Source organism: Acinetobacter sp. CIP 53.82 (assembly GCF_000369465.1).
GTDB classification, from domain to species: domain Bacteria; phylum Pseudomonadota; class Gammaproteobacteria; order Pseudomonadales; family Moraxellaceae; genus Acinetobacter; species Acinetobacter indicus.
In genome coordinates this window covers 1,324,823-1,337,076 of sequence record NZ_KB850046.1, presented here as the reverse complement: position 1 = coordinate 1,337,076, position 12,254 = coordinate 1,324,823, and the positions used below count along the sequence as shown (strand labels likewise).

Here is a 12,254-nt window from a genome sequence, read left to right as displayed (position 1 = left end):
TGTGGATAACTTTTACTGGTTGAAGTCTGAAAAAATGAATTTAAAAGAATGAATTTAAATTTAAAAAATAAGAAAACCTAGATTTGAATTTAAAAATACTCAAGATTAGATCTATGGATAAAATTTTTTAAATTCAAAACTGAAATATGAATTTAAAATGAAGCAAAATAAATTTAAATTTACGTTTTTACCCTGTCATTTTATGGCTCAGCTGTTATGGTAAAACCAGTTTTAAATTCAAATGACATAAGGGATAGTATGCATCGCTTTGCTTTTGTTTTCGGATCTTTGGCATTGGCTGCATCTCAGCTACATGCAGAACTGATTATTAATGGTCAGCCGGTCACCACTACGGCGCCGGTGCCAAGTACCATCCAGCCTCAAAATAATTTCCAGGTCTGTCTGGCCAATTTGCGCGGCCAGGCCATGGCCAAGGGCGTCAGTGGCAGTACTTATGATCGCTACACCCAAAATTTAACGCCAGATTATTCCGTGATTGAACGCCTGAATTATCAGCCGGAATTTTCGACGCCAATCTGGGATTATCTGTCTGGTCTGGTCGATGAAGAACGCGTACAATTGGGCCAGCAAAAACTGGCCGAGCACCGTGAGGTGCTGAACCGGGTTGCAGCAGCTTATGGTGTACCGCCAGAAACCGTGGTCGCGGTATGGGGTGTAGAAAGTAATTTTGGTGATATTTCTGGCCGTTATCCGTTATTGCAGGCTTTAGGTACTTTAAGCTGTGAAGGCCGTCGTCAGAGTTATTTCCGCGGCGAATTCTTTGCCGCCATGCGTATTTTACAACGCGGCGATGTGCGTGAAGATCAGCTCAGAGGCTCATGGGCCGGGGCATTTGGTCATACCCAGTTTATGCCATCGACCTATGAAGAACTGGCAGTGGATTTTGATGGTGATGGCCGCCGTGATCTGGTCTCAAGCACCACTGATGCCTTGGCATCAACCGCCAATTTCCTGAAAAAACGTGGCTGGCAAAGCGGACAACCGTGGGGCTTTGAAGTGAAATTGCCTGCAGGCATGTCGGTCAGTGGAGAAGGGCGCCGCAATAAAAAATCCTTAAGCAGCTGGGTCAATCGTGGGCTAGTACGAGCCGATGGCAGTGCCTTGATTCAGGGCAATCTTTCAGGCAGCAGTCAGGCCGGTTTGCTGACACCGGCAGGCGGCAATGGCCCGGCTTTCTTGGTGTTTAAAAACTTTGATGCCATTTACAGTTATAACGCCGCGGAAAGTTATGCCTTGGCCATTGCGCATTTATCCGACCGTTTACAGGGCAAAGGCCCGTTTGTGACGGCATGGCCTACCGATGATCCGGGCACTTCACGCACAGAACGTCGTGAAATCCAGCAGTTTTTATTAAATCGCGGCCATGATATTGGTGCGGTAGATGGCCTGATTGGTGATAAAACCCGTCAGGCCATTCGTCAGGAACAGATCCGCTTGGGCTTAAGTCCAACCGGGCGTGCCGGACAGCAGGTGTTACGCGCTTTTCGTAATGAAAATGCCAAACTGATGATGCTGCAATAAATAAATATGCAATAAAAAGGGCGCCTTATGGCGCCCTGATGTTTATTCAATATCTGAGGTATCAATCTTCACGGCTTCTAAAATATCAAAAATGACCGTGGTTACATCCTGACTCAAATCACGGTTGTTAAACACCTCATAGGCCGTAATGGTGACATCGGTGTCGCTTGGCAGCAGTTTTTGTTCTTCTTCAATCAGGTGATTAACCGGCAACAGGGTCTGTTTAATTTCTAAATGCAGGATATCTTCAAACTCGACATTTTCTTCTTCGAGTTCAATCATCTGCTCATTAAAATATGGCAATAGAATAGAGTAGAGATACGGCTGAATATCGACGATATCAAACAGTTCAATATCACGCGTTTGTTCAATCGTGCTGATGTGGTCATTTACTTCAATCAAAATATGGTAGTAACTCACATTAATCTCCACAAACATTCCTGTTGAAATTGCGGCTTTCACAATAACATGAAATAGTCAGAGAGGGCAGTGCTGTTGGCGATAAAGCCCCGGTTTTCTAGATTAACTTGTAATGAAAAGCATCAAATGTATTTAACGCTGCTGTAAAAGTGCCAAATCGGCGGCAGTTAGCTGAAAATGATCCAGATTTTGCTCTTGCATGAGAGGATGCATCAGGGCATGTGGATCATGGGTATGCCCCAAGCCCAAGGCATGACCGAATTCATGTGCCAAGGTTAAACGCAGGTCGGCAGCTGACTGAAACTCATAGATGCGAATACTTTTACCATCAAAACTGCCTTTATCAAATAAACGCGGCTGAAAGCGCTGGTTAAATTGCTGCACCGAAGCATCAATTGACTGATTTAGCTGGTTGAGGGCATCGACCTGTTGGTTCAAGCCTGCAATACGCACATTAAACTGTTGAATTTCAGCCTGTAAACTGGCGGTTTGCTGTTCAAGTTGCTGGCGCTGCTGGTTTAAAGAGCTGTGCTGTGTGGCCGATGCACCGCCTTGCTGGTTCAGCTGCTGCACCTGCTGGTTATAGGCATTCAGCTGTTGCTGTAACTGGGCATTTTTAAAAGCCAGCTGCTGGTTCAGTTGCTGAATCTGCTGTTTGACTGCCTGCACTTGGGCCTGCTGGCGTTCCCAATGTTGCTGCTGTTGCTCAATCTGGCCCATCTGCAGACGACGCTGTTCCGATTCATGTTGGCGTTCATCATAAATCAGGTGGATTGCCAGTCGCGCTTGTGGATCATAGACAAAATAGTCCTGACCAGTACCCTCTGTCCAGATTTGTGTGGCCTGTTGGGCGAGTTGCACTACTTCGGCATGGCTTAAACCAAAGCGCGGATCAACCTCGGCAATCCGGTAACGCAGCCGGGTATCCAAAGGTGCCTGAATCCGGGTCAGCAGGCTGTTGTGCTGCAACTGCGGATGCTGCTGCTTCTGATACCACAGCATGGCGGCAAACAGCAGTAACACAATCAGGATTAAGGGACGCATCACGCAGATTGGGCTTCCTGTAGAGAGGGGATAATTAACTGCACATCCGCATCTGTGATTGACCGATTTTCTTTCCTTCATATAACAGGGAAAACGGTCAAGCAGAGTAGGCCAGATGGGGGTGCCTAACTAGCTTAAAAAAGCCGCAGGGTGGAAACAAGTCTTTTTTTGCTTTCAATCAGATATAAAAAAACCGCGCTTACGCGCGGTCTTTTTGTTTAAAGCGACAAATTATTTTTTGTCATCTTTCACTTCAGTGAACTCAGCATCTACAACGCCATCGTCCGCTTTTTGCTGTTGACCTGCATCGCCACCGAAGGCATTCGGGTCAAAACCTTGCGCACCGCCTTGGCCTTGAGCTGCTTCATACGCACGCTGTGTAATTGGCATGATGATGTTTTGCAGCGCTTCAGTTTTCGCCTTGATCGCGTCAACATCATTTTCTTTGGTTGCTGCTTCAAGTTCTGAAACTGCTGTTTCTACCGCAGTTTTCTCATCAGCAGTCACTTGTTCGCCAAGATCTTTTACTGCTTTTTGAGCAGAAGAAACCAGGGCATCGGCTTCGTTACGTGCTTTTGCCAGTTCTTCAAACTTACGGTCTTCTTCAGCATTCGCTTCAGCGTCTTTGATCATCGCTTCGATTTCAGCATCAGACAAACCTGAGTTTGCTTTAATCTGGATCGATTGCTCTTTACCAGTACTCTTGTCTTTCGCAGAGACTTTCAAGATACCATCGGCGTTGATGTCGAACGATACTTCAATTTGTGGCACACCGCGTGGCGCAGGTGGGATGTCACCCAACTGGAAGTTACCCAACAATTTGTTTTGTTGAGCCATTTTACGCTCACCCTGGTAAACCGAAATGTCTACGGCAGGCTGGTTATCTGCCGCTGTAGAGAACACTTGTGATTTTTTCGCAGGGATGGTGGTGTTTTTCTCGATGATTGGAGTTAACACGCCACCCATTGTTTCAATACCAAGTGTAAGCGGTGTTACGTCAAGTAAAAGAACGTCGTTCTTGTCACCCGAAAGTACAGCACCTTGGATTGCAGCACCCATTGCCACAGCTTCGTCAGGGTTCACGTCTTTACGTGGCTCTTTACCGAAGAACTCTTGTACTTTTTGTTGTACAAGTGGCATACGAGACTGACCACCAACCAAGATTACGTCAGAGATGTCAGAAGTCGAAAGACCTGCATCTTTCAGTGCAATACGGCAAGGTTCGATGGTACGCGCAACCAGGTCTGCAACCAAACCTTCTAATTTCGCACGTGTTACGTTGATCACCAAGTGTTTAGGACCAGTCGCATCAGCTGTGATGTATGGCAGGTTGATTTCAGTTGCATTTGAAGAAGAAAGCTCGATTTTTGCTTTTTCAGCCGCTTCTTTCAAACGTTGTAACGCCAGTGGATCATTTTTCAGGTTGACATTTTGTTCTTTCTTGAACTCTTCAACCAGGTAATCGATCAATGCGTTATCGAAGTCTTCACCACCTAAGAAGGTATCACCGTTAGTCGACAATACTTCGATTTGCTGGTCGCCATCAAGATCCGCAATTTCAATGATGGATACGTCGAAAGTACCACCACCCAAGTCATAGACTGCAACTTTACGGTCGCCTTCTTTCTTGTCCATACCGAACGCTAACGCCGCAGCAGTAGGTTCGTTGATGATACGTTTAACGTCTAAACCAGCAATTTTACCGGCATCTTTAGTCGCTTGACGCTGTGCATCGTTGAAGTATGCAGGAACGGTTACAACGGCTTCAGTAACAGTTTCACCGAGGTAATCTTCCGCAGTTTTCTTCATTTTTTTCAGAACTTCTGCAGAGATTTGCTGTGGTGCTAATTTTTTGTCGTTAACTTCAACCCAAGCATCACCATTGTCTGCTTTGATGATTTTGTATGGCACCAGACCGATATCTTTTTGTACCGCTTGGTCTTCATAACGACGACCGATCAGACGTTTGATTGCGAACAATGTGTTTTTCGGGTTAGTTACTGCTTGACGTTTCGCAGACTGACCGACCAGGATTTCGCCATCTTTATACGCAATAATAGATGGAGTTGTACGCGCGCCTTCAGCGTTTTCAATTACTTTAACTTTATCGCCTTCAAGTACCGCAACACATGAGTTGGTTGTACCTAAGTCAATACCAATGATTTTAGCCATTTGGATGTTTCCTCAAAAATTTTATTGTGCTTTACACTTGTTATCCGATATGAGAGCCGTTCAATTTTTTTCAAGTTAAAAATATGAAAAAATTTCACCAACTCCCGAATTTATGAGGCTTAAGCGCCGACCATAACCATTGCAGGACGCAATAAACGGCCATTTAAGCTATAACCTTTTTGCAGTACGTTGCCAATTTCGTTGGCTTTGGCTGTTGGATCAATGCCCACCGCCTGATGTAAATCTGCATTGAAACCGTTCGCGGTATCTACCGCCACAATGCCGAATTTCTCTAAAGTCGTCAGCAATGATTTCAGCGTCAGTTCCACCCCTTCAGACAGCGGGGTTTTTTCTTCGCCAGCTGCGGCAATAGCACGTTCCAGGTTATCTACGCTATCGAGCAGTTCTTTGGCAAATTTCTCCAGCACTGCTTCTTTATGCTTTTCAGATTCACGCTGAATACGCTCGACACTCTTTTGCGCTTCATACACTGCATTGGCGGTACGCGCTTTTTCAAGTTTTAAATCGCCTTCGAGCTGCGCAATCTGTTCTTGTAAAGACTCAACGGAAACGTCTGCCTGCTCGGTTTCAGCTTGAGTTTGGGTAGTATCTTGTTCTACTTGCTCTTGTTGCAGATCTTGAGCGTCTTGGTTGTGCTCGGTTGCCATTGATTTACTCCGTTTAAATGGGTTCTTAAACATGTACAGTCCTTCTGGCATCAGTATTGACTGGTTCATTCTGAACTGCCATGAGTGATGAATTTCGTAATTATTAAAGAAGTCGGGGCAGGGGATAAAAATTCAAGCGGTGCCAGTCATTAAATCTGCAGAAATTTGCTGAAAAAACATACATTCTTTTAATTTTTGATCTTTTTAGCAGGGAGGGTGCAGGAAGATACTACGAGGCTGAAACCCCAATTTATGGGAAAATGATTTTAATTTTAAGTCCGGATAAATTCTGTAGATGCTGTTGAGTTGTCTATACAAAATTTTTAAGTTGATTATTCTTTATACATAAAAACGATCAGTATGAGTGAAAAATACTATTTTACAGGGCAAGGTCAACTTTGTATGATTGCGCCCAGATTCTATCGCTGTAGTTTCTTTTGATATTTTCTTGAAATGTGTTTTCTGGCTTATCCGCCCTCTGGATAAGCCTTTTTTTTGCCCTAAAGATTTAAAAGTGCCGCATTTACACTGTTATCTTTTCGCAAAACTAGCTGTATGTTGTGTAGAGCACGCTGTTTTCTCCCTCTAAAATAATTCTGCACTTTTGTCTTTTTTTATTGCTGTAATCTATAATAAAAACAGCAGATTAATCCTGCTGATTCCTTCCATTGGCTGTAAAAACAGCTGCATCTTCACGTTTATAAAAAACTGCATAACTCGTACCGGTGGATATAAAAATTTAACTTTTTATCTGCCGAGCCAGCACCAAAATTTTGAAAGTATAGCCAGCGCAAAGTTGGACTTTGTATTTTTCAATGAATGAGGATCGAATGATGAAAAAAATGGGTGTATTGGCTGTGGCCTTGTTTGCTGGACTGGCGGTGGTAGGCTGTAGCAGTCATGAAGCGGCACAGGCGCCAGAAGTGGCACAAAATCCGGAGCAACCTGAAGCGGTACAGGTGACTACCATGCCGGTAGAAGCGGGGGCTGAAGTGGGCGTAGCCGCAAAAATTACTGCACCGGCCGCTGCTGCACCAGCAGGGTCGGAAGCACCGGCAGTCGAGGCACAGCCACAGCCCTAAATTCAACGCTGTCTATTTCAAATGAAACAGGACCATCATTTAAATCAGGGAGGAAGATTTAATTTCTCAACAGGGATATTCAACGAAAACCGGCCAGGGAAGGCCATGCTATTTTCACTAGTATTATGGAAGGCTGTTATTTTTCTATTCCAGCGCTTTTAAATAAATGCATACGGCAAAATAAAAACCCGAAAGCTAGGTTTTCGGGTTTTTAAACTGTGCATCGCACGCACGCTGTCAAATACAGGATTAATCGCGACGGTCGCGTTGCCGTTTGCGATATTCTTCCATCCGTTTACGCTGTTCTTCGACCCGTTTTTTACGCTGCTCTTGCTGTTTGCGTTCGACTTGCTGGCGTTTACGGTTCAGTTCGGCGCGTCGTTCGCGTTCCCGTTGTAACTGCTGACGGCTTTGTTCGGCACGTTTACGTTCCAGTTCACGTTTTTGTCGATCCCACTGCGCTTCGCGTTGGCGTTGTTGCTGTAAGCGTTTCTGACGTTGTTCATATTCCCAACGCTGACGTTCTGTCATGCGGCGATAATCATAGTTACGGTCGTAATCCCGGTCATAACGATGATCATAGCGGCCATTGTAGTGGCCATCTTCAGGGAACGCGACACAACCGACCGCTAAAAATACGGTCGCACAGGAAACCAAGAGGAGTTTTCTAGACATGGTGAGCGTCCTTTTTCTATCCGGATTAGCAAAATCAATCCCTCTGTATCATCAAAATTGTCAATGACACCTTATAGAAATAAGATTAGCGTATATAAATTCTGAATATGTAGGTCGATGACTGGACTTCTATAACGAAATAGTCACTAAACTACTGATCATGTAGAAAATGTGAAGAATGAATAAAAAAGGAAGATGATAGATGAGTGCGTATCAACAGAAACTGCAAAAAATCATTGATAACAGTCAGGGTACGGTGGTGCGAACACTCGATCATTTACCGTGTGTGGCGCAGGAATCACTGGCGCGCGCCTTGGGCTATCCTTATCAGTATCCGCAACTTGATCCCCTCATTAAATGCATGATGGCGGCCCAAATCAAGCAGGGGCGTATCGGTTTTATTGGCGAAAATCCGGCGCAATCACGTCAGGCTTTTGATACTCAGATGAAGGCGATCCGTAAACAGCCGACCTATGTCAAACGGGTCGAAGATTTACGTTTAAGCCTGCAAAGTGGCACTATTTCAGCCCGTTATTATCATCCTGCACCGCATAAAAAACTGCCGTTGATTGTGTTTTATCATGGTGGTGGTTTTGTGGTGGGCAATCTTGATACCCATGATGAAGTTTGCCGGCTATTGGCGCATGCCGCTCAGGCGCAGGTGGTCAGTGTCGATTATCCACTGACCCCCGAGGTTTCACCGACACAGCTGATTCAGTGCTGTGAAGATGCTTTGGCTTGGGTGTATCAGCATCGCCGTCAATTTAATATTCTGAAAAACCGTATTGCCGTGGCGGGTGACAGTGCTGGTGCCAATATTGCTACCGTGGTGTCACAGCGTAGTAAAAATACCGCCTATGCACCGCATGCCCAGTTACTGATTTATCCAGTGGTGGATTTTAAAAGCCGTCATCCGTCGTTCTTTGCCTATAAAGATGGTCTGGTGCTGACTGAGCAGGATATTGATTTCGTCACCGAGTATTATGCGTTACAGCACAATATGGCACTGGATGATGCCCTGATTTCACCAACCTACGGCAATTTAAGAAAACTGCCGCCGACCTTTATTGTGACGGCCGGGCATGATGTGCTGCACGATGAAGCGGAAATTTATGCGCACAAGCTGCGTCAGCAAGGGGTCAAAGTCCAATATAAGGAATATACCGACCAGACCCATGGTTTTATTAATTTAACCCCGGTTTCGCGCCGTGCTAAAAAACTCACGCTCGAGCTGGGCAAGAATTTCAGAAAATTTTGGGATCGACCACGCTTCTTTTAAAAGGGGTAACTTAAAAAGGCCGACTCAGATTTTTTCTGGTTTCACGTGGAACAGCGGTTTTGGTTTTAATCTGCGCTTCGGGGAATAACAGATCAAACTCCGGTACATAAAAACTTTGTAATAGTCGGGCCTGGGAAAAATCAGGAAAAATATCCTGGGTATTTTGCCATTCCACCGTTTTGAGTTTAGATAAACGGCCGCGAAACTTCGGACTAAACTGGTAGCGCTGGCCTTGCCAGGCCTGCTGAATGGATAAAAATGAAGCCGGAATATGGTGGCTATTGATATAAAACGAGGTGCTGTTTTTCGGCCGCTCCAGACAAATTGACATCTCTTGCTGCTGATGACGCACAATACAATAGGCGCGACCTTCTTTTTCCAGCCATTCAAATTCGGCCAGCTCTTTCGGAATGCCCCATAACTGCTGGCCATGCACTAAAGAGGCCTGAGTCGAGACATAAATCTTGGGGATGGTCGACAAGCGATGTTTATACAATAAAGGATGATCCATAATTAACAGTTCATCATACGGACCCACTGGCGAATCCTGATAACGGATCAGCATCACATTGACCATGCGTCCTAAAGGAGACGGGGCCAGCCGAAAACGCTTGGCTGTTTTCAGGAAAAAAGGGTTCAGCCAATAATTCAAAATAAAAGCATCGCCCTGTAAGCGCCAAGGCGGATGCGCAAAAATCTGCTTCTGGATATTGTTATTCATCTTATTCTCAGGATTTGAAAGGAACAGCTAATGTTTTCTTCATACTGAACAATTAATATAAGTGAAGCAAAACATCAAACCACGGATTCGTAAAGAAATGTTAAAACGTAGCGTTCTTATGGCCGCCAGCCTTGCCTTTAGTGCCTCTGCATGGGCTGCCAATTCAATGATTGAAATGAAAACTTCCATGGGCAATATTGAAATTGAACTTTTTAACGACAAAGCGCCATTGTCAGCAGCCAATTTTGAAAAATATGTCAGCAGCAGTTTTTATACCGGTACCATTTTCCATCGCGTCATTCCGGGCTTTATGATTCAGGGCGGCGGTATGGATGCAGCCATGGTGGAACGTCCGAATACCCGTCCACCGGTCAGAAATGAATCCTATAATGGCCTGAGCAATCAGCGTGGTACTTTGGCGATGGCACGGACCAATCATCCTGATTCAGCCAAAAGCCAGTTTTTTATTAATCTGGTCGATAACGACTTCCTGAATAAAAGTCCACGCAATGCCGGTTATGCCGTGTTTGGCCGTGTTACCAAGGGGATGGATGTGGTCGATAAAATTGCCAAAGTACCGACCCGCAATGTTGGTGTGCACCAGAATGTTCCGGCTCAACCGGTGAAAATCCTGAGTGTGAAGATAAAACCGGCAACGGCAAAAAATTAACGAAAATAAAAAGCAGAAATATAAATTAAATATTTCTGCTTTAAAATTAGAAGTTTATTTCAAAGATCGGGTAAAAATGCTCCATATTGGTGCATAAAAAAGAAACACTCGATAAAACAAGATGCTAAAAGCACTTGCGTGTGTAAGAAATTGTCCTATAATGCACCCCATACCGACGAGATACACGGAGATGAACGAAGCGGATCGCTGAGTTGTTGAGTGTTTTGAGTCCAGCTTCTGGCACTGACGAGGTGTTGGAAAGATCATTAAGAGATTATGAAGAACAACTTGTGTGGATTTTTACTGGTTGATTAATCGAAATTATTTTCATTAATTGATTGGTTTAAATTACTCGAAGTTTATTTGAGCGAAATTTAAGTCAGAAAATTGATGAGCCAGATTTGGTCACTTCGAATAAAGTGACAAAATGATTTTAACTGAAGAGTTTGATCATGGCTCAGATTGAACGCTGGCGGCAGGCTTAACACATGCAAGTCGAGCGGAGCGAGGGTGCTTGCACCTTAGCTTAGCGGCGGACGGGTGAGTAATGCTTAGGAATCTGCCTATTAGTGGGGGACAACATTCCGAAAGGGATGCTAATACCGCATACGCCCTACGGGGGAAAGCAGGGGATCTTCGGACCTTGCGCTAATAGATGAGCCTAAGTCGGATTAGCTAGTTGGTGGGGTAAAGGCCTACCAAGGCGACGATCTGTAGCGGGTCTGAGAGGATGATCCGCCACACTGGGACTGAGACACGGCCCAGACTCCTACGGGAGGCAGCAGTGGGGAATATTGGACAATGGGGGGAACCCTGATCCAGCCATGCCGCGTGTGTGAAGAAGGCCTTTTGGTTGTAAAGCACTTTAAGCGAGGAGGAGGCGCTCTAGGATAATACCCTAGATGCGTGGACGTTACTCGCAGAATAAGCACCGGCTAACTCTGTGCCAGCAGCCGCGGTAATACAGAGGGTGCGAGCGTTAATCGGATTTACTGGGCGTAAAGCGCGCGTAGGTGGCTAATTAAGTCAAATGTGAAATCCCCGAGCTTAACTTGGGAATTGCATTCGATACTGGTTAGCTAGAGTATGGGAGAGGATGGTAGAATTCCAGGTGTAGCGGTGAAATGCGTAGAGATCTGGAGGAATACCGATGGCGAAGGCAGCCATCTGGCCTAATACTGACACTGAGGTGCGAAAGCATGGGGAGCAAACAGGATTAGATACCCTGGTAGTCCATGCCGTAAACGATGTCTACTAGCCGTTGGGGCCTTTGAGGCTTTAGTGGCGCAGCTAACGCGATAAGTAGACCGCCTGGGGAGTACGGTCGCAAGACTAAAACTCAAATGAATTGACGGGGGCCCGCACAAGCGGTGGAGCATGTGGTTTAATTCGATGCAACGCGAAGAACCTTACCTGGCCTTGACATACAGAGAACTTTCCAGAGATGGATTGGTGCCTTCGGGAACTCTGATACAGGTGCTGCATGGCTGTCGTCAGCTCGTGTCGTGAGATGTTGGGTTAAGTCCCGCAACGAGCGCAACCCTTTTCCTTACTTGCCAGCATTTCGGATGGGAACTTTAAGGATACTGCCAGTGACAAACTGGAGGAAGGCGGGGACGACGTCAAGTCATCATGGCCCTTACGGCCAGGGCTACACACGTGCTACAATGGTCGGTACAAAGGGTTGCTACACAGCGATGTGATGCTAATCTCAAAAAGCCGATCGTAGTCCGGATTGGAGTCTGCAACTCGACTCCATGAAGTCGGAATCGCTAGTAATCGCGGATCAGAATGCCGCGGTGAATACGTTCCCGGGCCTTGTACACACCGCCCGTCACACCATGGGAGTTTGTTGCACCAGAAGTAGGTAGTCTAACCTTAGGGAGGACGCTTACCACGGTGTGGCCGATGACTGGGGTGAAGTCGTAACAAGGTAGCCGTAGGGGAACCTGCGGCTGGATCACCTCCTTAACGAAAGATT

General features: G+C 45.7%; 10 protein-coding genes and 1 rRNA gene. 5 read left to right on the top strand and 6 right to left on the bottom strand.

What is annotated here, in order from left to right; all coding sequences use genetic code 11:
• The first annotated feature begins 258 nt into the window (after positions 1-258).
• Positions 259-1,542: a lytic murein transglycosylase gene (locus F905_RS11900; protein ID WP_005181060.1), complete on the top strand. Its 1,284-nt coding sequence runs from the start codon at positions 259-261 to the stop codon at positions 1,540-1,542.
• A gap of 42 nt (positions 1,543-1,584) precedes the next feature.
• Here F905_RS11900 and F905_RS11895 read toward each other — a convergent pair whose 3' ends face one another.
• The 4 genes from F905_RS11895 to grpE form a co-directional block, all read right to left on the bottom strand.
• Positions 1,585-1,974 (bottom strand): hypothetical protein, encoded by a 390-nt coding sequence (locus F905_RS11895; RefSeq protein WP_162182855.1) that lies wholly within the window; start codon positions 1,972-1,974, stop codon positions 1,585-1,587.
• 120 nt (positions 1,975-2,094) lie between these two features.
• Positions 2,095-3,006, bottom strand: a complete 912-nt coding sequence (locus F905_RS11890; protein WP_005181055.1) for a matrixin family metalloprotease — start codon at positions 3,004-3,006, stop codon at positions 2,095-2,097.
• Positions 3,007-3,237: 231 nt separating this feature from the next.
• A complete protein-coding gene (gene dnaK / locus F905_RS11885; protein WP_005181052.1) occupies positions 3,238-5,178 on the bottom strand; it encodes a molecular chaperone DnaK in 1,941 nt (646 codons plus the stop codon).
• 119 nt (positions 5,179-5,297) lie between these two features.
• On the bottom strand, positions 5,298-5,846 hold the full coding sequence (gene grpE / locus F905_RS11880) for a nucleotide exchange factor GrpE (RefSeq protein WP_005181051.1): 549 nt from the start codon (positions 5,844-5,846) through the stop codon (positions 5,298-5,300).
• A gap of 830 nt (positions 5,847-6,676) precedes the next feature.
• Here grpE and F905_RS11875 point away from each other — a divergent pair.
• Positions 6,677-6,928, top strand: a complete 252-nt coding sequence (locus F905_RS11875) for a hypothetical protein (RefSeq protein WP_005181050.1) — start codon at positions 6,677-6,679, stop codon at positions 6,926-6,928.
• A 249-nt stretch (positions 6,929-7,177) separates the two neighbouring features.
• Here the strand turns inward: F905_RS11875 and F905_RS11870 are convergent, their stop codons facing one another.
• Positions 7,178-7,603 (bottom strand): hypothetical protein, encoded by a 426-nt coding sequence (locus tag F905_RS11870; protein ID WP_005181048.1) that lies wholly within the window; start codon positions 7,601-7,603, stop codon positions 7,178-7,180.
• Between the two features lie 202 nt (positions 7,604-7,805).
• Here F905_RS11870 and F905_RS11865 point away from each other — a divergent pair, with 202 nt between their 5' ends.
• Complete coding sequence (locus tag F905_RS11865) at positions 7,806-8,882, top strand: di-butyl phthalate-hydrolyzing esterase (protein WP_005181046.1); 1,077 nt, start codon at positions 7,806-7,808, stop codon at positions 8,880-8,882.
• 10 nt (positions 8,883-8,892) lie between these two features.
• On the opposite strand, the gene F905_RS11860 is transcribed toward F905_RS11865, so the two are convergent.
• On the bottom strand, positions 8,893-9,603 hold the full coding sequence (locus F905_RS11860) for an acetoacetate decarboxylase family protein (protein WP_005181045.1): 711 nt from the start codon (positions 9,601-9,603) through the stop codon (positions 8,893-8,895).
• A gap of 97 nt (positions 9,604-9,700) precedes the next feature.
• Between F905_RS11860 and F905_RS11855 the strand changes: the two genes are divergently transcribed.
• Together F905_RS11855 and F905_RS11850 are read left to right on the top strand one after the other, a co-directional pair.
• Entirely contained in the window at positions 9,701-10,273 is a 573-nt protein-coding gene (locus F905_RS11855) for a peptidylprolyl isomerase (RefSeq protein ID WP_005181044.1), read from the top strand.
• 434 nt (positions 10,274-10,707) lie between these two features.
• A 16S ribosomal RNA gene (locus F905_RS11850) occupies positions 10,708-12,244 on the top strand.
• The last annotated feature ends 10 nt before the right edge of the window (positions 12,245-12,254 follow it).

Bases quoted from the DNA above. Each gene is read 5' to 3' on its own strand.
- F905_RS11900 (WP_005181060.1), top strand. From the start codon at position 259: ATGCATCGCTTTGCTTTTGTTTTCGGATCTTTGGCATTGGCTGCATCT.
- F905_RS11890 (WP_005181055.1), bottom strand. From the start codon at position 3,006: ATGCGTCCCTTAATCCTGATTGTGTTACTGCTGTTTGCCGCCATGCTG.
- dnaK (WP_005181052.1), bottom strand. From the start codon at position 5,178: ATGGCTAAAATCATTGGTATTGACTTAGGTACAACCAACTCATGTGTT.
- grpE (WP_005181051.1), bottom strand. From the start codon at position 5,846: ATGGCAACCGAGCACAACCAAGACGCTCAAGATCTGCAACAAGAGCAA.
- F905_RS11875 (WP_005181050.1), top strand. From the start codon at position 6,677: ATGATGAAAAAAATGGGTGTATTGGCTGTGGCCTTGTTTGCTGGACTG.
- F905_RS11870 (WP_005181048.1), bottom strand. From the start codon at position 7,603: ATGTCTAGAAAACTCCTCTTGGTTTCCTGTGCGACCGTATTTTTAGCG.
- F905_RS11865 (WP_005181046.1), top strand. From the start codon at position 7,806: ATGAGTGCGTATCAACAGAAACTGCAAAAAATCATTGATAACAGTCAG.
- F905_RS11860 (WP_005181045.1), bottom strand. From the start codon at position 9,603: ATGAATAACAATATCCAGAAGCAGATTTTTGCGCATCCGCCTTGGCGC.
- F905_RS11855 (WP_005181044.1), top strand. From the start codon at position 9,701: ATGTTAAAACGTAGCGTTCTTATGGCCGCCAGCCTTGCCTTTAGTGCC.